18 protein-coding genes are annotated in these 19,620 nt (G+C 73.2%); 8 read left to right on the top strand and 10 right to left on the bottom strand.

Features of this window, described 5'->3' with window-relative positions; translation table 11 throughout:
- Positions 1 to 39: 39 nt before the first annotated feature.
- Positions 40 to 1,329, bottom strand: coding sequence for an adenylosuccinate synthase (locus tag V6U81_RS09125; protein ID WP_334486636.1), 1,290 nt, complete (start codon positions 1,327 to 1,329; stop codon positions 40 to 42).
- Between the two features lie 123 nt (positions 1,330 to 1,452).
- Here V6U81_RS09125 and V6U81_RS09130 point away from each other — a divergent pair, with 123 nt between their 5' ends.
- A complete protein-coding gene (locus V6U81_RS09130; RefSeq protein ID WP_334486639.1) occupies positions 1,453 to 2,451 on the top strand; it encodes a diacylglycerol kinase family protein in 999 nt (332 codons plus the stop codon).
- 74 nt (positions 2,452 to 2,525) lie between these two features.
- The gene (locus V6U81_RS09135) at positions 2,526 to 4,502 is read left to right on the top strand and encodes a MinD/ParA family ATP-binding protein (protein ID WP_334486641.1); all 1,977 of its coding nucleotides are present in this window, start codon (positions 2,526 to 2,528) and stop codon (positions 4,500 to 4,502) included.
- A 52-nt stretch (positions 4,503 to 4,554) separates the two neighbouring features.
- Here V6U81_RS09135 and V6U81_RS09140 read toward each other — a convergent pair whose 3' ends face one another.
- Positions 4,555 to 4,983, bottom strand: coding sequence for a DUF3151 domain-containing protein (locus tag V6U81_RS09140; RefSeq protein WP_334486643.1), 429 nt, complete (start codon positions 4,981 to 4,983; stop codon positions 4,555 to 4,557).
- Between the two features lie 267 nt (positions 4,984 to 5,250).
- Here V6U81_RS09140 and V6U81_RS09145 point away from each other — a divergent pair, with 267 nt between their 5' ends.
- Positions 5,251 to 6,456, top strand: a complete 1,206-nt coding sequence (locus tag V6U81_RS09145; RefSeq protein WP_334486645.1) for an SLOG cluster 4 domain-containing protein — start codon at positions 5,251 to 5,253, stop codon at positions 6,454 to 6,456.
- Between the two features lie 53 nt (positions 6,457 to 6,509).
- On the opposite strand, the gene fbaA is transcribed toward V6U81_RS09145, so the two are convergent.
- Both fbaA and V6U81_RS09155 read right to left on the bottom strand, forming a co-directional pair.
- Complete coding sequence (fbaA, locus tag V6U81_RS09150; RefSeq protein ID WP_334486648.1) at positions 6,510 to 7,532, bottom strand: class II fructose-bisphosphate aldolase; 1,023 nt, start codon at positions 7,530 to 7,532, stop codon at positions 6,510 to 6,512.
- A 125-nt stretch (positions 7,533 to 7,657) separates the two neighbouring features.
- Positions 7,658 to 8,041: a phage holin family protein gene (locus tag V6U81_RS09155; RefSeq protein ID WP_334486651.1), complete on the bottom strand. Its 384-nt coding sequence runs from the start codon at positions 8,039 to 8,041 to the stop codon at positions 7,658 to 7,660.
- Positions 8,042 to 8,174: 133 nt separating this feature from the next.
- Here V6U81_RS09155 and V6U81_RS09160 point away from each other — a divergent pair, with 133 nt between their 5' ends.
- Positions 8,175 to 8,387: a hypothetical protein gene (locus V6U81_RS09160; RefSeq protein ID WP_334486654.1), complete on the top strand. Its 213-nt coding sequence runs from the start codon at positions 8,175 to 8,177 to the stop codon at positions 8,385 to 8,387.
- A gap of 33 nt (positions 8,388 to 8,420) precedes the next feature.
- Here the strand turns inward: V6U81_RS09160 and V6U81_RS09165 are convergent, their stop codons facing one another.
- Both V6U81_RS09165 and V6U81_RS09170 read right to left on the bottom strand, forming a co-directional pair.
- Positions 8,421 to 9,479 (bottom strand): LCP family protein, encoded by a 1,059-nt coding sequence (locus V6U81_RS09165; RefSeq protein WP_334486657.1) that lies wholly within the window; start codon positions 9,477 to 9,479, stop codon positions 8,421 to 8,423.
- On the bottom strand, positions 9,476 to 9,961 hold the full coding sequence (locus tag V6U81_RS09170; RefSeq protein WP_334486659.1) for a SigE family RNA polymerase sigma factor: 486 nt from the start codon (positions 9,959 to 9,961) through the stop codon (positions 9,476 to 9,478). Before V6U81_RS09170 ends, V6U81_RS09165 begins: the two co-directional genes overlap by 4 nt.
- A gap of 238 nt (positions 9,962 to 10,199) precedes the next feature.
- On the opposite strand from V6U81_RS09170, the gene V6U81_RS09175 reads away from it, so the two are divergent.
- The 4 genes from V6U81_RS09175 (at position 10,200) to V6U81_RS09190 (ending at position 16,752) form a co-directional block, all read left to right on the top strand.
- Complete coding sequence (locus tag V6U81_RS09175) at positions 10,200 to 11,756, top strand: LPXTG cell wall anchor domain-containing protein (RefSeq protein WP_334486661.1); 1,557 nt, start codon at positions 10,200 to 10,202, stop codon at positions 11,754 to 11,756.
- A gap of 114 nt (positions 11,757 to 11,870) precedes the next feature.
- Positions 11,871 to 13,319 (top strand): 3' terminal RNA ribose 2'-O-methyltransferase Hen1, encoded by a 1,449-nt coding sequence (locus V6U81_RS09180; RefSeq protein WP_334486664.1) that lies wholly within the window; start codon positions 11,871 to 11,873, stop codon positions 13,317 to 13,319.
- Complete coding sequence (locus V6U81_RS09185; RefSeq protein WP_334486667.1) at positions 13,316 to 15,835, top strand: polynucleotide kinase-phosphatase; 2,520 nt, start codon at positions 13,316 to 13,318, stop codon at positions 15,833 to 15,835. Before V6U81_RS09180 ends, V6U81_RS09185 begins: the two co-directional genes overlap by 4 nt.
- A gap of 29 nt (positions 15,836 to 15,864) precedes the next feature.
- Complete coding sequence (locus V6U81_RS09190) at positions 15,865 to 16,752, top strand: DedA family protein (RefSeq protein ID WP_334486670.1); 888 nt, start codon at positions 15,865 to 15,867, stop codon at positions 16,750 to 16,752.
- 175 nt (positions 16,753 to 16,927) lie between these two features.
- Here V6U81_RS09190 and V6U81_RS09195 read toward each other — a convergent pair whose 3' ends face one another.
- The 4 genes from V6U81_RS09195 to V6U81_RS09210 form a co-directional block, all read right to left on the bottom strand.
- On the bottom strand, positions 16,928 to 17,305 hold the full coding sequence (locus V6U81_RS09195; protein WP_210777125.1) for an ArsR/SmtB family transcription factor: 378 nt from the start codon (positions 17,303 to 17,305) through the stop codon (positions 16,928 to 16,930).
- A gap of 57 nt (positions 17,306 to 17,362) precedes the next feature.
- The gene (gene pyrE / locus V6U81_RS09200; RefSeq protein WP_334486676.1) at positions 17,363 to 17,902 is read right to left on the bottom strand and encodes an orotate phosphoribosyltransferase; all 540 of its coding nucleotides are present in this window, start codon (positions 17,900 to 17,902) and stop codon (positions 17,363 to 17,365) included.
- A gap of 156 nt (positions 17,903 to 18,058) precedes the next feature.
- Positions 18,059 to 18,868 carry an SDR family NAD(P)-dependent oxidoreductase gene (locus V6U81_RS09205; protein WP_334486679.1) on the bottom strand — a complete coding sequence of 270 codons (810 nt, stop codon included), beginning with the start codon at positions 18,866 to 18,868 and terminating at the stop codon, positions 18,059 to 18,061.
- Positions 18,865 to 19,572, bottom strand: coding sequence for a hypothetical protein (locus V6U81_RS09210; RefSeq protein WP_334486682.1), 708 nt, complete (start codon positions 19,570 to 19,572; stop codon positions 18,865 to 18,867). Before V6U81_RS09210 ends, V6U81_RS09205 begins: the two co-directional genes overlap by 4 nt.
- Between the last annotated feature and the right edge of the window lie 48 nt (positions 19,573 to 19,620).

Below are 19,620 nucleotides of genomic sequence, written 5' to 3' on the forward strand. Positions count from 1 at the left end.
TGATCAACGCGATTTGGCGGGGGGTGGGGTGGGGTGGGGTTAGGGGAGGAGGGGGTGGCGGACTACGTTTTCTTCGCGGCCGGGGCCTACGCCGACGACGCTTACGCGGGTGCCGCAGAGTTCTTCGATCCTCGCGATGTAGCGCCTGGCGTTCTCGGGGAGGTCTTCCTCGGTCCGGGCCTTGGTGATGTCCTCCCACCAGCCGTCGAGCTCTTCGTAGATCGGCGTGGCGTGGTGGAAGTCGGTCTGGGTCATCGGCATGTCGTCGAACCGCTCGCCGTTGATCTCGTAGCCGACGCAGATCGGCACCTTCGACATGCCGGTGAGCACGTCCAGCTTGGTGACCACCAGGTCGGTGACGCCGTTGAGGCGGCAGGCGTACCGGGCGACGACGGCGTCGAACCAACCGCAGCGCCGCTCCCGGCCGGTCGTCGTGCCGTACTCGTGGCCGATCTTGCGCAGGTGCTGGCCGTTGTCGTCGAAGAGCTCGGTCGGGAACGGGCCGGCACCCACCCGGGTGGTGTACGCCTTGCTCACCGCGATCACCTTGGTGATCGCCGTCGGCGGGATGCCGGCGCCCACGCACGCCCCACCGGCCGTCGGGTTCGACGAGGTCACGAAGGGGTACGTGCCGTGGTCCATGTCGAGCATGGTCGCCTGGGCACCCTCCAGCAGCACCGTCTCGCCGCGGTCCAGCGCGTCCCAGAGCATCACCCGGGTCTCGGCGATGTACGGCTTGAGCCGCTCCGCGTACTCCAGGTACTCCTCGATCGTCGCGTCGAGGTCGATCGCCTTGCGGTTGTAGATCTTGAACAGGAGCTGGTTCTTCTCGCGCAGCGCGAGTTCCAGCTTCTTGCGCAGGATGCCCGGGTCGAGCAGGTCCTGCAGGCGGATGCCCATCCGGGCGACCTTGTCGCCGTACGCCGGGCCGATGCCGCGGCCGGTGGTGCCGATCCGGCGGGTGCCGAGGTAGCGCTCGACCACCCGGTCCAGCGCCCGGTGGTGCGGCATGATCAGGTGCGCGTCGCCGGAGATGCGCAGCCGGGAGACGTCCACCCCGCGCTCGGCGAGGCCGTCGATCTCGGCGAGCAGCACCTTCGGGTCGACCACCACGCCGTTACCGATGACGATCATCGCGCTCGGGGAGAGCGCGCCCGACGGCATCAGGTGCAGCGCGTACTTCTGCCCGTCCGGCGTGATCACCGTGTGGCCGGCGTTGTTGCCGCCGGAGTAGCGCACGACGTAGTCGACCCGCTCACCCAGCAGGTCGGTAACCTTGCCCTTGCCCTCGTCGCCCCACTGAGCGCCTAGGAGCACGATCGCTGGCATCTCTTCCGCCTCCAGAAGGCTCGGGTGCCAGGTGGCGACCGGTTGGCGAGCCCGGGGTGTCAGGCTAACAAGTAGTGACGGCGTGCCCGGCAGGGGTCGCGTCGAGAGGCAGGAGGCTCCTTCGTGTACGACGTGGTGCTGCTCACCCTCGGCTCGGAGCGGGACGCTCCCGGTGGAGGCTGCGGCAGCGGCGGCGCCTGCTGCGGCGGCGCCTCCGAGGCGGCCGGGGACAAGCCCGACGAGCGCTGCGAGACGCCGCGCGTACCGGTGCTGGCCTGCGCGGACGCGCTCACCGCCCGGGGTGCCCGGGTGGAGACCGTCACCGCCCGTTCGGACGCCGAGGTCGACGAGGTGCTGGCCCGGCTCGACGGCCCGCCCCGCCCCGACGGCCTGACCTGGCCCGATCCCGACTCGAAGACCCGGCTGGTCGTCGCCACCGCGAGCGACGCCCAGTTGCGCGCCGTCGTGCGCCGACTGGTCCGCCGGTACGCCCCACCGCCCAGCCGCCGCCCGGACGACCTGGCCGGCAACCGTACGGTGCCCGACCTGCCGCCGATCGGCGTACTGCCGCTCGATCCGGCCCGGGGTGGCGCGCACCGGGACCTGGCCGCGCAGCTCGGCCTGCCGCGCGACCCCGCCGTGGTGGCCGCCGCGGTGCTCGACGGCGGCGTACGCCGGCTCGATCTGCTGCGCAACGACGCCGGCTCGGTGACCCTGGACGGCGCGCTGCTCGGCGCCGCCGACGAGGCCGGCCGTCCGCTGCACTGGCGCGGCCGGGTCGAGGTGGACGACGCGGTGCTCTCCGACGGCGAGGACCCGATCCTGGCCTGCGCGGTGGGCAACGCCGGCGGGTACGCGACCCTGGACCAGCTGCCGCTGCTCACCGCCCCCGACCCGACGGACGGGCTGGTGGAGGTGGCCGTGGCCGTTCCCGTGGTGACCCGGTCGGCGTTGGGCAGGAAGCGGATCCGCTTCGAGGTCCGCCGCGCCCGGGGCCGCGCGGTGTCCGTCGTACCCCGGGACGAGAAGGTGCCGTTCCTCGACGACGGGGTCGAGGGCGAGCTGAGCCGCAAGCGCTCCTGGTGGATCGAGCCGGGCGCCTGGGCGGTCTTCACCGGCTGACCTCGCCGGGTTCCACTACGTTCCGTAACCGGAAGGGGACGGCCTATCCTCGGCAGGAGGAATGGGGAGGAATCGTGGTGGACGAGAACGCCGACCGGGCGAGGCTGCCCGGCCAGCAACCGGTGCCGGAGCGGGACATCGAACCGCTCTGGCCCGACCCGACCGACCCCGGCCCGACGGGCCCGGTCTGGGCCGCCCACCAGTCCGCGGCCTACCCCTCGCTGACGGCCGGGGTCGACCCCACGCCCGAGGCCGACGGCTGGTCACCGCCCGCACCGGACCTGGGCGGCCAGCCCGATACCGCGCCGAGGCCGGGCGGCCAGCCCGAAAGCGCACCGGACCTGGGCGGCCAGCCCGGAACCGCACCGGGACAGGGCGGCGAGCCCGCGCCGGGCCTCGTGCCGGCGCTCCGGGTCGGTCAGCCGGCTCCGGTGAACCTCGACCTGCCGTTCACCCTGGACCAGGCGATCGGCGCGCCGCCGCCGGTGGATCCGCCGGCGCTGGTGTCGCCGCCCGGGACCGTCGGGCACGGCACGCCGCAGTCGGCCGCGCCGGGACCGCCGCCCGGGACCGCCGAGCAGGACGCACCGCAGTCGGCCGCGCCGGGCACCCCGGTGGTGGCCGGCGGGCGGGGCGAGTCGCCGTGGGCCCAGCCTCCCCAGCGGACCTCCGCCGGCACGGAGGAGGCGGTCGGCAGCGCCGCCGTCCCGGGCACCGGCACCCCCACCCCGACGCCGCCGAGGCTCGGCCCGTTCCCACCGTCGCCCGGCACGCCGCTGAACCCGCCCGGGCCACACCCGCCGACGGAGTACCCACCCGGCCCGACGCTGTCGATACCCGCCCCGCAACCCGGCCCGGCGGCGCACAGCGGCCCGGCGGCGCACACCGGCCCGAACACGCACACCGGCCCGGCGGGGCACGCCGGCCCGACCCAGCACGCCGGCCCGGCGACGCACAACGGCCAGCCCATGCCGCCGGCATCCGTCACCGGACCGCCGCAGCCCTCCGCCGGCTGGCCGGGTACCCCTTGGCCGCCGGCCGGTGCGCCGCAGCAGCGGTACCCCCAGCAGCCGGAGCCGGCGCCGGCCGCCTTCCCGGAACCGGCCTGGACGCCGGAGGGTGGCGTCGCGCCGACCGCGGAGGACTTCGCCCGTCGCCGGCAGATCCGCCCGGCCGACCCGGTCGCCACCATGGGCGTACGGGCGGTGGTGAACCGGATGGGGCTGGTGAAGCTTCCGCCCGGGCGGCACGAGCAGGAGCTGCGCCAGGACATCGAGATGGTCCGCCGCAACTTCGGTGGGCTGCGCCAGGTGACCGTGGTCAACCCGAAGGGCGGCGCCGGCAAGACGGTGGCCATCCTGCTGCTCGCGATGACCTTCGGGCAGAAGCGCGGCGGGTACGTGCTGGCCTGGGACAACAACGAGACCCAGGGCACCCTGGGCATGCGCGCCCAGCAGGACTTCCACTCCCGTACGGTCCGGGACATGCTGCGTGACCTCGGGCAGTTCCAGGGCGCGCACGGCCGGATCGGCGACCTGTCGCAGTACGTCCGCTCGCAGGGCGAGGGGATGTTCGACGTGCTCGCCTCGGACGAGTCGGCCACCGGCGGCGAGATGCTCACCGCGGCGGCGTTCGCCGAGATCCGCGAGGTGGTCAGCCGCTTCTACAAGCTGATCTTCGTGGACACCGGGAACAACGTCCGGGCGCAGAACTGGCAGGCCGCGATGGACGCCACCGACCAGCTGGTGGTCACCATGTCGGCGCGGAACGACTCGGCGGAGACCGCCGCGCGGATGCTCGACCACCTCGAGCAGAGCGGCCGGCAGCGGCTGGTCCGGCAGGCGGTGACCGTCGTCTCGATGCCACCGTCCCGCAAGGAGATCGACCTGCCGGCGATCCAGGAGCACTTCGCCGCCCGGACCCGGGCGGTGCTGCTGGCGCCGTACGAGCGGTTGATCGACACCGGCGAGCCGATCCGGTACGGCGGACTCTCCTCGGCCACCCGGGACGCCTGGCTGAAGATCGCCGCGGCGGTGGCCGAGGGCCTCTGAGCTGGTACGACGGCCGGCCCGGCTCCGCACCGCGCCGGCCGTCGTACCGGGGTCAGGCGCCGGCCAGGGCATCCCCGGCGGCTGGGTCGCAGTCGCGCAGGAACTGGGCGCAGCGGGCCGCCTCGTCCGCCTCGCCGATCTCGCCGGCGGCCCGGGAGAGCACGTACAGGCAGCGGAGGAAGCCCTGGTTGGGCGCGTGCGACCAGGGCACCGGGCCGTGGCCCTTCCAACCGTTGCGGCGCAACTGGTCCAGGCCGCGGTGGTAGCCGGTCCGGGCGTAGGCGTACGCCGCGATGGTCTGCCCGGCGTTGAACGACCGGGTCGCCAGCGCCGCCCAGGCCGCGCTGTGGGTCGGGAAGCGGGCCGCGACCTCGGCGTACGCCTCGTCGGTGCCCGCCTGCCCGGCGTCGGCCAGGGCGGCGTCGGCCTCGTCGTGCACGGGCAGGAGGGTGGCCGGGGGCTCCGGCAACAGGTTCTGCATCGCCCCATTCAACCCGCTTCGCCCCCCACCGCGCGAGGGGGTCCGGGCGATGCGCTGGCTGAACGGTGGAGGCGTTCGTCACGCCTGCGGCTTCCGCCCCCCGGCCCTGCGGCCCATGCCGCCGCGAGATGTTTTCCACTACAACTATTGGTCCGGAGCCTCCCCAGGAACCGGTTACGCAGGAGCCCGGTGGCCTCGGTCACCGGGCTCCTGTCGTATCCGGCGGCCCTGGTTTGGCGGGTTGCCGGGCCGGGGCAGGATGGCGTGGTGCCGACCCCACCTCCCGCGGACGTCCTCGCGCCGCACGAAAGCCACCATGACGAGATCGAGACCCGGGAGGAGTTCGACCGACGCCGGACGACCGGCAGCCTGGCCGGCCTGACCGTGCAGGGGCTCCGCCTCGACCTCGACCCCGTGCCCGACCTGACCGGCACCGACGTCGCCGGCACCCTCTTCGTGGGCTGCCGGTTCGCCTCCCGGGAGGTGGGCGCCGACCTGGTCCGGCGCGGGGCGAACGTGGTGCCCCCGTTCTCCGGCCTGCCGTACCCGACCCAGCCGACGCACCTCTACACCCCCGACGACCTGGCCGCCGGCTTCGCCGAGGGCGGGTTCGCCGGAATGTACGACACCCGGGTGTACGACCATTTCCGGGCGCACGGCGGGGCGCTGCCGGACGTCCGGGAGGCGCTCGGCCAGCGGCTGCACGACCACGGGGTGGACAACGCCCTGGGCGACGCCACCCGCGCCTGGCTGGCCGCGCACGGTCCGCAGTCGGTGGTCGGGGTGATGGGCGGGCACGCCGTGCCGCGCGGCAGCGTGCCGTACCGGATGGCGGCGGTGCTGGGCTGGGAGCTGGCCCGGGCCGACCGGCTCGTGGTGACCGGCGGCGGCCCCGGGGTGATGGAGGCGGCGAACCTCGGCGCGTTCCTCGCGGCCTGGCCGGCCGACGAGCTGACCGCGGCGATCGACCTGCTCGCGGCGGCGCCCGATTTCATCGACCACGACCGCTACACCGCGGCGGCGCTGGCCGTCCGCGCGCGGTACGCGACCCCGCCGGCGGTCCCGCAGCAGCGCTCCCCCGGCCTGGGCTGGGCCCGCTCCGGCGGGCTGGCCATCCCCACCTGGCTGTACGGGCACGAGCCGGCGAACCTCTTCGCCGGGCGGATCGCCAAGTACTTCTCCAACGCCATCCGGGAGGACACCATCCTGCGGCTGGCCCGGGGCGGGATCGTCTTCGCGCCCGGCCGGGCCGGGACGGTGCAGGAGGTGTTCCAGGCGGCGACGAAGACGTACTACGGCACCGACGGGGCGAGCGGGGCGTACGTCTTCCTGGACCGGGCGTACTGGACGACGGAACTGCCGATCGAGGCGCTGTTGCGGCCGCTGCTCGCCGCGTCCCCGTTCGGGGACCTGTCGTCGACCGTGCACCTCACCGACGACGTCCGGGAGGCCGTCACGGTGCTCACGGCCTGAGACGCCGACGGCCGGCGCCCCGAGCGGGGCGCCGGCCGTGGAAGTGGAGCTGGTTACTTCATCGTGGTGCCGGTGGAGCGCAGGTGCTCGCAGGCCTCGACGACGCGGGCGGCGAGACCGGCCTCGGCCGCCTTGCCCCAGGTCCGCGGGTCGTACTGCTTCTTGTTTCCGACCTCGCCGTCGATCTTCAGCACGCCGTCGTAGTTGCGCAGCATGTGGTCCGCGACGGGGCGGGTGAAGGCGTACTGGGTGTCGGTGTCGATGTTCATCTTCACCACGCCGTAGTCCAGCGCCTCGCGGATCTCCGACAGCAGGGAGCCGGAACCGCCGTGGAAGACCAGGCTGAGCGGCTTGTCCTTGCCGTACTTGGCGCCCACCGCCTCCTGGATCTGGTTGAGGATCTCGGGGCGGAGCTTGACGTTGCCCGGCTTGTAGACGCCGTGCACGTTGCCGAAGGTCAGCGCCGCCATGTAGCGGCCCTTCTCGCCCAGGCCGAGCGCGTCGACCATGGCCAGGCCGTCCTCGACGGTGGTGTAGAGCTTCTCGTTGATGGCGTTCTCGACGCCGTCCTCCTCGCCACCGACCACGCCGACCTCGATCTCGAGGACGATCTTGCCCTTGGCGGCCTCGTCGAGAAGCTGGGCGGCGATCTCCAGGTTCTCCGCCACCGGCACGGCCGAGCCGTCCCACATGTGCGACTGGAACAGCGGCTCCTCGCCGCGCTTCACCCGCTCCTGGCTGATCCCCATCAGCGGCCGGACGAACTTGTCCAGCTTCTCCTGCGGGCAGTGGTCGGTGTGCAGCGCGATGTTGACCGGGTACTTCTTGGCCACCTCGTGCGCGTACGCGGCGAACGCCACCGCGCCGGTCACCATGTCCTTGACCGACGGGCCGGAGAGGTACTCCGCGCCACCGGTCGAGACCTGGATGATGCCGTCACTCTCCGCGTCGGCGAAGCCCTTCAGCGCCGCGTTCAAGGTCTGCGAGGACGTCACGTTGATCGCGGGGTACGCGTACCGGCCGGCCTTGGCCCGGTCCAGCATCTCCGCGTAGGCCTCGGGGGAAGCGATGGGCATGTCGAACGCTCCTTACTTACCGCTGTCGGCCGGTCTGGCCGCTGTCTTCCTTAGCTGGCGCCGGACCGCGCTGTCCACCGCGGGAAGTATCCCGTAGAAGGTGGCGCCGGGCACAACCGGCTCCCTCACCGACCCTCCAGCCTGTCCGGTACGGCGACGCTGATCAGCCAGCTCACCACCGCCATCACGATGGCGCCCCAGAAGGCGGCCCAGAAACCGTCCACCCGGAACGGCAGGTCCAGCCCGTCGGCGATCGCGTCGGTGAGCAGAAAGAGCAGCGCGTTCACCACCAGCGCGAACAGCCCGAGGGTGAGCAGGTAGAACACGCAGCCGACCACCTTGATGACCGGCTTGAGCACCGCGTTGACCACCCCGAAGATCAGCGCCACCACCAGCAGGGTGAGCGCCGAGGTGGCGCTGTTGCGGCCGGTGACGTCGACCCCGGGCACGATCAGCGTGGTGACCCAGAGCGCGACCGCGGTGATCACCAGTCGGATCAGGAAACCCACGCCTCCATCCTGACACCGGCCGGCACCCCCGGAGGGACGATCCACCGAGTCCGCTTGCCGCGCCAACCGCGCGACGACCCCGCACAACCCGTACGGTGTGGGTGTATTCCGCCGGAACCAGGGAGGGACGACGATGGGTCAGCCCGACGAGGACTTCGCCCCGAGCGACCACCTCAGCCCGGAGGAGCGGGACCCGGAGGCCGAGCCCGCCGACGCGGTCGAGCAGGCCGCCTCGATCGACCCGGGCGACATCGACGCCGAGCCGCACCGCGGCCTGGAGGTCGGCGACTGGGACGCGATGGAGCAGGCCCGGGTGGTCACCGGGGACGAGGACGACTACCGCTGACGGCGCGCACCCCAGCCGGGTGAACCGTCCCGGTCACCGCAACCGGCTTATCCGGTCCGGGTGCGCCGCGGCCCACCCGGCCAACCGGTCGCCGCGCAGCGCCGCGAGGAACGCCGGCGCCTCCTGCGGGTCGGGCCGCAGTCGCCAGCTCTGCCCCGGCGGGGGCCCGACCGGCACGCTCAGCCCCACCGGCTCGACCGACCTCAACTCCGGAACGACCCGGAACAGCTCCAGCAGGGAGCCGTCGGCACTGGACACCGTCACGTCCGAGCCCACCGCGGCCAGCAGCCGGGACAACCGCGCCGGGTTGGTGACCAGCCCTTCGTCGGTGGCCCCGCGCACCAGCCCGGCGGCGAAGAGCTGGGCGTTCCGGTCCAGGTCGAGCGACCCGTCCGGCAGCCCCTTGCGCTGGCGAAGCAGGTCCACCGACGCCGCGCCGTCGAGCCGCTGACAGCCGGCCGGGAAGAGCCGGCCGGTGTGCGTGGAACGCACCCCGCGGGGCAGGCAGACCTCGACCCCGCCCAACTCGTCGGTGACCGTGCGCAGCACCGGGTACGTCAGCACCGCCCCCGCGTCGACCCGTACGCCGGTCAGGTCGGACACCGTGCGCCGGGTCAGCTCGTAGCCGTCCTTCAGGTCCGGTCGCCCCTCGCCCGCGCCCTTCAGGAACGCGCTGTTCAGCTTGCCGGTCCCGTGCCCGGGGATGGGCACCTCCATGTCCCGGGGGAGCGAGACCAGATAGGGCCGGCCGCGGTCGGCGGGAATGTGGATGATCAGCACCGAGTCCGCCAGTGGGGCCGATCCGTCGAGGCCGAGCAGCAGCACGTTCACCGCCCCGGCCGGCGCCGGCGGGGGCGGGCTGGGCTGCCCCAGCAGCACCGCTTCCCCGCCGGGTCGATCCGGGGTGAACTGCGGGATCGCGACACCCATCAGGCCGAACACGGCCAGCGCGGCGGCCCCCGCCTCCAGCCGGCGGCGACGCCGTCGCCGCCCGACGACCATCCGGTCGATCGCCGCGCGCAGCGGCCCGGTGGGCGGGGTGAGCGGCTCGTGCCGGGCGAAGGCGGCCCGCAGCTCCTCCTCGACGGTCATGAGCAGACCTCCATGTGTTCGGCGCGCAGGGTGGCCAGCGCCCGGGAAATGGACGAACGGACGGTCCCTACGGCGCAGCCGAGGATCTCGGCGATCTCCGCGTCCGGCAGGTCCTCGTAGTAGCGGAGCACCAGGCTGGCGCGTTGCCGGCGGGGCAGCCGGGCCAGCCAGGACCAGATCTGGTCCCGCTCCACGGCGTCCTGGGCGTGGTCGGCGCGCACCGGCACGGTCTCCTCCGGCTCGCCGCGCAGCAGCACCCGACGTACCCAGGACCCCCGCCGCCAGTCGACGTACTGGTTGGTCAGCATCCGGCGGACGTAGCGCTCCGGCGAATCGGCCCGGGCGACCCGGCGCCAGTTCAGCTGGACCCGCACCATGGTGTCCTGCACCAGGTCCTGCGCCTGGTGCGGATCACCGGTCAGCATGACCGCGTACCGCAGCAGCGCGGCCAGCCGCGAGTCGGCGAACTCCTCGTACGTCACTGCACCTCCCGGTGTCCCGACATGATGACGGGAGCGGGCGGCCGGAACGTTGCGGTCCGACCCCGGCGTCACGGCGGGTCGGGGCGGCCGTCACAAGGCGTCGACGTCCGCGGATCCGTTGCGACGGTCCTGGTCAGCCGTTCGGCTCGTTCAGCCCGCCGGGGACAACGGGCGGACTTAAGAAGCACTTAAGATCCGCAGGCTCCACCTGGACACCCCCACGGGAGGACCCACCAGAATGCTCACCCACTCCACCCGGCGCTGGCTCGCCGGGATGGGCGTCGCAGGCGCGCTCGTCGCCGCCTCCGCCATCCCCGCCGTCGCCGGGCCGTCCTCGGACGACGTGCTGCTCTACGCCAACGACGTGCTGCTCGCGCCCGGCGGCGAGGCGAAGTCCGTCACCCTGTACGCCTTCAGCGACGCCCTTGCCGAGGACGTCACCGTCACCGTGGACCGCACCGCGGTCGTCGACTTCGCCTCGGTCGCCCTCGCCGGCGACGTCAAGGGTTGCACGGAGACCGCTGCGCTCATCACCTGCAACTTCAACGGTCCCGACATCGTCGACTTCGTGCTCGACCTGACGGTCACCGCCAAGGACACGGCCACGGAGGGCGCCAAGGGTGACCTGGTCCTCGGTCTGGCCGTGAAGGGCGGAGCGAAGGCCACCACCCGTTCCACCGTGGAGATCGGCGAGGGCGTCGACCTCCAGGCGCAGGAGCAGCTCTCCCTCACCGGCGCGCCCGGCGCCACGCTGAAGGCTCCGATCGGCCTGGCCAACATCGGCGACACGACCGCCCACGGGGCGGTGCTGTTGTTCGCCGCCATGCCCACCCTCGCCCCGGCGCAGCGCTACGGCAACTGCGCCTACGTGGGGGACTTCGGCTCGACGCTGACCCGGTGCCGCTTCGACGACGAGATTCCCGCCGGCGCGGCGCTCCAGTTGGACGGCTCGTTCGGGGTGAAGATCGCCGCCGACGCCTGGGCGCCCAGCCGGCAGTACGGCCAGGCGATCTGGTTCACCGGGGACGACTACACGGAGTTCGCCAAGCAGTACCTGCCGGAGGAGGACTGGCAGCAGGGCAGCGGGACCGCCCTGAAGCTGGTGCCGGCGGCGGAGGCGCAGGCCCGTTCGCTGCGGCAGACCGACACGGACTCGAAGAACAACGCCACGTTCATCGACGCCCGGGTCACCGGGGACCAGCGCGCCGACGCCGCGGCCACCGGTGCCGAACTGCCCGGCACGGTGGGAAAGACGGTCACCACCAAGGTCGGCTTCGTCAACAACGGCCCCGCCATGATCAACGCGTACACCCCGGGTGAGCAGGTCACCGCGGCTCTGGTGACCATCCCCGCCGGCGCCACCGTGGTCGAGGCGCCCGACCTGTGCGCGCCGGGCACCGTCGACGAGCAGACCGGTGGGTACGGCGAGCCGGGCGCCCGGGTCTACTTCTGCGAGTGGTACGAGACGCTGCACAAGGGCGACTCCGCCGTCTTCGAGTTCGGCCTCCGGGTCGACAAGGCCTCGGGCACCGCGGGCTCGGTGCGGCTGCTCCACTTCGACCTGGAGGAGGGGAACCAGGTCGCGGACCTGAGCCCGAAGAACGACACCGCCGCGCTGACCATCAAGAGCACCGGCACCGGCACGGGCGGTGGCACCGGCGGCGGTGACGGCGGCACGCTGCCGATCACCGGCACCGCCACCGGCCTGATCGCCGGCATCGGCGCCCTGCTGCTCGCCGCCGGCGCCGGCGGCTACGTGCTGGCCCGCCGGCGGAAGACCCGCTTCGTGGCCTGATCCGCCTCGTCCCACCCGGAGCCCCGTCGACCACCGGTCGGCGGGGTTCCGTCGTGCGCGACGGCGGCGAAAACTCCGACGACGGATGATCGACGCGCCTGGAACCATGAGCGGGTGCTGCTGACCCTGACCACCACCCACCAGCCGGCGACCGACCTCGGTCACCTGCTGGTCAAGCATCCCGACCGGGTGCAGAGCTTCGCGCTGCCCGCCGGCGTCGCGCACGTGTTCTACCCGCAGGCGGACGAGGACCGGTGCACGGCCGCGCTGCTGGTGGAGGTGGACCCGCAGCGGCTCGGCGTCGGTCGGGGCCGGGGGCGCGGGAACACCGCCACCCCGGAGAGCTTCACCCTCGGGCAGTACGTCAACGACCGGACGTACGCCGCGTCCAGCCTGCTCTCCTCGGCACTGTCCACGGTGTTCCGCTCGGCGCTGCGCGGCGAGTCCCGGGACCGGCCGGAGCTGGCCGCGAGCGCGCTCCCGCTGGAGGTACGGGTGCCGGTGCTGCGCTGCCGGGGCGGCGCCGAGCTGGCCGTCCGGCTCTTCGCCCCGCTCGGCTGGACGGTGACCGCCACCCCGCTCCCGCTCGACGAGGAGCACCCCGACTGGGGTGACAGCCGCTACCTCGACCTGCTGCTCACCGGCACGGTCCGGCTCGCCGACGCCCTCAACCACCTGTACGTCCTGCTGCCCGTACTGGACGACGCCAAGCACTACTGGGTGGCGCCGGACGAGATCGACAAGCTGCTCCGGGCCGGCGCCGGCTGGCTGGCCGACCACCCGGACCGCTCGCTGATCACCCGCCGCTACCTGGCGCACCGCCGGGCCCTGGCCGGGCAGGCCCTGGCGCGGCTGGCCGAGCTGCGACTGGCCGACGAACCGGCGACCGACGACAGCCTGACCGACGAGCAGCAGCCGGAAGCGCCTCGACGGGCGTCCCTGGCGGTACGCCGCCGCGAGGCGGTGCTGGCCGCGCTGGCCGCCAGCGGCGCGACCCGGGTGCTCGACCTGGGCTGCGGCGGTGGAGCCCTGCTCACCGCGCTGGTCGCCGACCGGCGGTACGCCGAGATCGTGGGCACCGACGTGTCCAGTCACGCGCTTACCATGGCGGCCCGCCGGCTGCGGCTGGACCGGCTGCCCGAGCGGCAGCGCGACCGGATCCGGCTGTGGCAGTCCGCGCTGACCTACCGGGACGACCGGCTGCGCGGGTACGACGGGGCGGTGCTGATGGAGGTGATCGAGCACCTCGACCCACCGCGCCTGCCGGCGCTGGAGGACGCCGTCCTCGGCCACGCCCGGCCGGGCACCGTCGTGGTGACCACGCCGAACGCCGAGTACAACGTCCGCTACGAGGGGCTGCCGGCCGGGCGGTTCCGGCACGCCGACCACCGCTTCGAGTGGACCCGCGCGGAGTTCGCCGACTGGATCGGCCGGGTCACGGCGGCGTACGGCTACACCGCCACGATCAGCGGCATCGGCGACGACGATCCCGAGGTGGGTGCCCCGACCCAGCTCGCCGTGCTGACCCGCGTCGACGGGACCCGGCAGGAGGAGAGCCGATGACCACCCTCGACATTCCCGAACTCGCCCTGGTGGCGCTGGTCGGCGTCTCCGGCTCGGGCAAGTCGACCTTCGCCCGCCGGCACTTCGCCCCCAGCCAGGTGCTCTCCTCGGACGCGTTCCGGGCGCTGGTGGCCGACGACGAGAACGACCAGTCCGCCTCCGCCGACGCCTTCGACGCGCTGCACCACGTCGCCGCGACCCGGCTGCGCCGCGGCCGGCTCACCGTGGTCGACGCGACGAACCTCCAGTCGCACGCCCGGGCCGGGCTGGTCAGGATCGCCCGGGAGCACGACGTGCTGCCGGTGGCGATCGTGCTGGACGTGCCGGAGGCGCTGGCCTGGGAGCGGACCCAGGGCCGCGTCGACCGGACCTTCGGCCGCCAGGTGCTCGGCCGGATGCAGCGCGACCTGCGGCGGACGTACGGGCAGCTGGCCCGGGAGGGTTTCCGCAAGTTGCACGTGCTGCGCGGAGTCGAGGAGATCGAGGCCGCCGAGATCCGCTACGAGAAGCTCTTCAACGACCGGCGGGAGCTGACCGGGCCGTTCGACATCGTGGGCGACGTGCACGGCTGCCGCGAGGAGCTGGAGGCGCTGCTGCTCCGGCTGGGCTGGCAGCTGCGCCGCGACGACGCGGGCCGCCCGGTGGACGCGCTGCACCCGGCTGGTCGTACCGCGGTCTTCGTGGGTGACCTGGTGGACCGCGGCCCGGACTCCCCCGGCGTGCTCCGCCTGGTGATGGGCATGGTGGCGGCCGGGCACGCGATCTGCGTGCCGGGCAACCACGAGCAGAAGTTGCTGCGCAAGCTGCGCGGCCGGGACGTGCGGCTCACCCACGGGCTGGCCGAGACGATGGACCAGCTCGCCGCCGAGCCGGAGAGCTTCGTGGCCGAGGTGGCGACCTTCGTCGACGGCCTGGTCAGCCACTTCGTCCTCGACGGCGGCCGGCTGGTGGTGGCGCACGCCGGCCTGAAGGAGGCCTACCAGGGCCGGGCGTCCGGCCGGGTGCGGTCGTTCGCGCTGTACGGGGAGACCACCGGCGAGACCGACGAGTACGGCCTGCCGGTCCGCTACCCGTGGGCGCGGGACTACCGGGGCTCGGCCATGGTCGTGTACGGCCACACCCCGACCCCGGAGCCGGAGTGGGTGAACAACACCATCTGCCTCGACACCGGCTGCGTGTTCGGCGGAAGGCTCACCGCACTGCGCTACCCGGAGAAGGAGCTGGTCGCCGTTCCGGCGGTCAAGGAGTGGTACGCGCCGGTCCGTCCGTTGGTCGCCGCGCCGGCCCGCCCGGACACCGTGCTGGACCTGGCGGACGTCACCGGTCGGCGGCACCTCGAACACGCCTACGGGACGCTCACCGTGCCGGCGGAGAACGCCGCCGCCGCGCTGGAGGTGATGAGCCGGTTCGCGGTGGACCCGGGGCGGCTGGTCTGGCTGCCGCCGACCATGGCGCCCTGCTCGACGTCGACCGTCGATGGCTTCCTGGAGCACCCGGCGCAGGCGTTCGACGACTTCCGCTCGGCGGGTGTGGACGTGGTGGTCTGCGAGGAGAAGCACATGGGCTCGCGGGCGGTGGTGCTGGTGGAGCGGGAGCCCACCGGCGGGACGTTCGGCGGCGGGGTGGTGCACACCCGCACCGGCCGGCCGTTCTTCGGCCCGCCGCTGGACGGCGAGCTGCTGGCCCGGGTCCGCGCGGCGGTCACCGCGGCCGGGCTCTGGGCGGAGCTCGGCACCGACACGCTGCTGCTCGACTGCGAGCTGCTGCCCTGGTCGGCGAAGGCCGGCGCGCTGATCCGCGAGCAGTACGCCAGCGTCGGCGCGGCCGGTCGGGCGGCGCTGCCGGCGGTGCTCGCCACGCTGGACGTCGCCGCCCGACGCGGACTGCCGGTGGGCGACCTGCGGGACCGGATGGCGACCCGCCGGGCGGAGGTCGAGGACTACTCGGCCGCCTACCGCGCGTACGTGGCGCCGACGGACGGGCTGCGCGGGGTGACCCTGGCGCCGTTCGCGGTGCTGGCGGGGGCCGGGGTGAGCTTCGCCGACCGGGACCACGGTTGGCACCTGGCGCTGGCCGACCGGCTCCGCGCGGCGGACCCGGAGTTCTTCACCCCGACCCGGCGGCAGGTGGTCGACCTGGCCGACCCGGCGGCGGAGGCGGCCGCCACCGACTGGTGGCTGTCGCTCACCGCGGCCGGCGGGGAGGGCATGGTGGTCAAGCCGTACGCCGGGCTGACCGCCCGGTCGCCGAAGGGCTCGCTGCTGCAGCCGGGGATCAAGTGCCGCGGTCGGGAGTACCTGCGGATCATCTACGGCCCGGGCTACACCGACCCGGGTCAGCTCACCGCGCTGCGCCGCCGGTCGCTGGGGCGCAAGCGGGGCCTGGCGCTGCGCGAGCACGCCCTGGGGCTGGCCGCGCTGGACGCGTTTGCGGAGAACGCCCCGCTCTGGCGTCGGCACGAGCTGGTCTTCGCCATCCTGGCCTGCGAGTCCGAGCCGGTCGACCCCCGCCTCTGACCCCGGCCCCAGGGAGTTCGGTAGCCTGTGTGGCCGTGGACACAGGTGAGAAGACCCGGGTGGTCGTCGAGACGGTCGCCCTGAACCCGCTCGACCCCAAGGAGCTGCTGCAGACCTTCGGGTTGGTCGGCGTCTGGGCCATCCTCTTCGCCGAGACCGGCCTGCTGGTCGGCTTCTTCTTCCCCGGTGACTCGCTGCTCTTCCTGGCCGGCGTCGCCGCGTCGCCGGTGGCGGACGCGATCTTCGGCGACGGCACCCGGCTCTCGCTGATCGGCCTGCTGATCGGCGGCCCGATCTGCGCGATCCTCGGCGCCCAGCTCGGGCACTGGCTCGGCGCCCGGTACGGCCGGCGGATGTTCGACCGCCCCAACTCCCGGCTCTTCAAGCGGGAGTACGTGGAGAAGGCGGAGTACTACTTCCAGAAGTTCGGCCCGGCCAAGGCCGTGGTGCTGGCCCGGTTCATCCCGATCGTGCGGACCTTCCTCAACCCGGTCGCCGGCGTGCTCGGCATGCCAGCCCGCCAGTTCCTGATCTGGAACATCGTCGGCGCGATCCTCTGGGTGGACGGCATCCTGCTGATCGGCTACCTGCTCGCCGAACAGATCTACAACGCCATCGGCGACAAGATCGACCGGTACATCCTGCCGGTGGTGGTGCTGATCGTGCTGATCTCCGTGCTGCCGATCTTCTTCGAGTTCCTCCGTGACCGGAAGGCCCGCAAGCGCGGCGAGGCGGTCGCGGTGATCGCCGCCGCCAGCGCGGCCGGCGCGGTGGACGCGGTCCGGGACACCATCGAGCACCATCTGCACCACGACGAGCCGCGCCACCCGCAGCAGCCGTACCAGCAGCCGCCCCGCCCGCAGCAGCCGCCGTACCGGCAGGAGCCGCCGCAGGGCGGGCCCGGCCAGGGCCACTGATCAGGTGGTACGACGAACGGCCGGTCCCGGGCGGGACCGGCCGTTCGTCGACGTACGCCACCGGGAGCCGGTGGTGGTGCAGCGAGCTCACTGGTGACGGACAGGCGTCACCGCCCGATGACGCCACCCCTGGTACGCCACCGGACGCCGCCCCCGACGGGGACGACGCAAAGAGTCAGCGAGCCTTCTTGGTGGCCCGCTTACGCGGCGGGGTGAGCAGGTCGGCGATCGTGGCGATCGCCGCCGGCACCAGCCGGTAGTACGCCCAGACACCGCGCTTCTCCCGCTCCAGCAAGCCGGCCTCGGTGAGGATACGCAGGTGGTGACTGACCGTCGGCTGAGAGAGGCCGAGCGGCGCGGTCAGGTCGCACACGCACGCTTCGCCCTCGGGGGCCGACTGGATCAGGCTGAGCAGCCGCAGCCGCGCGGGGTCGGCAAGGGCCTTGAGGACCCCCGCCAGCCGCTCGGCATCGGCACGTTCGATCGGCTCGCCGGCAAGCGGCGAGATCTGAGGCATGGTCATTTCAGCCAACGCAGTTCCCACGTATTCCATCCTTCCACCAGCAGCATCGATCCGCCTGCATATCAGCAGATCCGAATCGGCAAATTTTTACGCCACAAGGCCGAGGTCAGCCAACGTATAGGCCGCCCGATACGGCAGTCCGGCGGCTCGCACCGCGTCGCCGGCGCCTCGATCAACAATAACCGCCACACCCACGATATCCGCCCCGCCCTCGCGTAATGCTTCGACCGCGGTCAACACGCTGCCGCCCGTCGTCGAGGTGTCCTCCACCGCCAGTACCCGCCGGCCGGCGACATCAGGCCCCTCGATCCGCCGCTGCAAACCGTGCGCCTTGCCGGCCTTGCGGACCACAAAGGCGTCCAGCGGCCGGTCGGTCTCCGCCGCGGCGTGCAGCATGGACACCGCGATCGGGTCGGCGCCCAGGGTCAGCCCACCGACGGCGTCGTACTCCCAGTCGGCGGTCAGCTCCCGCATCACCCGACCGACCAGCGGTGCGGCCCGGTGATGGAGCGTGACGCGACGCAGATCCACGTACCAGTCCGCCTCGCGGCCCGAGGAGAGCACCACCCGCCCGTGGACCACCGCCAGGTCAGTGATGAATTTACGCAGGTCGTCGTGGTCCCCCATGGCGATAGAGGGTACTGCGCGAGTCTGTGCGCCGTGTGTGGGGTCCACCCGGGTCAACCTCGCGGGCGACGATGGGTGGCGATGGACGGCTACGCTCCGCGATGATCGCGTCGATCGGGTCCGCCGCCACGGCCGGCGGGCGGGCACCGTCGCGGCTCAGTCCCCGGTCGGGTCGACTCGGCCCCGCCGGTCCCGGTACGCCAGTCGCAGCAGTCGTCGGGGCGCGTGCCGCAGAGCGGCCACGGCCAGCTTGTAACGCCAGTCCGGAACGCTGACCGCCTTGCCTTTGCGCAGGTCACGCAGGGCCTCGTCGACCACGTCCTCAGCCCGCAGCCACATCCACCCCGGGGTTGCGGACATGTCGATGCCGTTGCGCTCGTGGTACCCGGTCCGGGTGTAACCGGGGCAGAGCGCCATCACCCGTACGCCGAACGGCCGCGCCGACTGGTCGACCGACTCGCTGAAGCTGGTCACCCACGCCTTGCTGGCCGGGTACGTCGAGCCGGGCATGACCGGGGCGAAACCCGAGACGGAAGAGACATTTATCACTGCCCCGTTCCGGCGATCCGTCATCGGACCGAGGGCGGCGAGCGTCAGCCGCAGCACCGCGTGCACGTTGAGCCGGAGCAACCGCTCCTCGTCGGCGACGGTGGAGCGTAGGAACGGCCGGTTGAGACTGACCCCGGCGTTGTTGACCAGCAGGTCGACCGGAGCCCCGCCGGTGAGCCGCCGCTCCACCGTCGCGCAACCGTCGTCGGTGGACAGATCGGCGGGGAGGATCTCCACCTGGTGGCCGTACCGGCCGGTCAGGTCGGCCGCCACCTCGGCGAGCCGGGTGGCGTCCCGGGCGACCAGCACCAGGTGCGAGCCGTCAGCGGCGAGCCGTCGGGCGAACGCCTCGCCGATGCCGGCGGTGGCACCGGTGACCAGGGCACGTCGCTCGACGGGCGGGGGCTCGGACGTCACGGGCGGTCCTCAACGGGCGGCAGCGGGGACTGCGGGGGCGGATAGGGCTGGTGCGGGGGCGGACCCGGCGGGACCGACCCGAAGGGCGACGGCTGCGGAGCCGGGCCGTACGGCGGGACCGGGCGGGGGCCGGCCGGAGCGGGCCCGCGCCGACGGAACCAGGCGTTCGCCGCCGGCAGCGCCAGCAGCAGGGCCACCACAAGGTAGCCGAGCGCCTGGGCCACCGAAAGCCCTCCGTTCACCGGGATCCACCAGGACGGGTAGGCGTCGGCGAGGAGGCCCACCAGTTCCCCGCTGGCGCTGGTCTGGCCGCGCACCGGGTTGGTCCGCTGGGCGACCAGCACCGCCACCCCGCAACATCCGAGGAGCAGACCCAGGCCGCAGACCACCCAGGTGGCCACCCGGGCGCCGGCGCGACGGGCCAGCAGCCCGGCGGCGAGACCGACGAGCAGCAGACCGACCAGGATGGTCAGCACCGCCGAGACGATGGTGAGCACGCGGAGCAGGAGCACCACGCCGTCGACGTCGTCGGCGCTCGCGGTCGTCCCGGCCGCAGCCGCCCGGAAGCGGTCCACCGTGCCACCGAGGGCGAGCAGGGACACGACGGCGTACACGGCGGCGGCGAGGGCCATCAACGCCAGCACCGCCGCCGCCAGCGTGACGGCGGCCGGCCGACGCGCGGGCACCTGATCCGGGTACGACACGACAATTCCCTCCGGTAGGCGTCGGGATGCAACCTACTCGGAGGGAAT

Origin of the sequence: Micromonospora lacuserhaii (genome assembly GCF_036902735.1) — a bacterium.
Taxonomy (GTDB): domain Bacteria; phylum Actinomycetota; class Actinomycetes; order Mycobacteriales; family Micromonosporaceae; genus Micromonospora.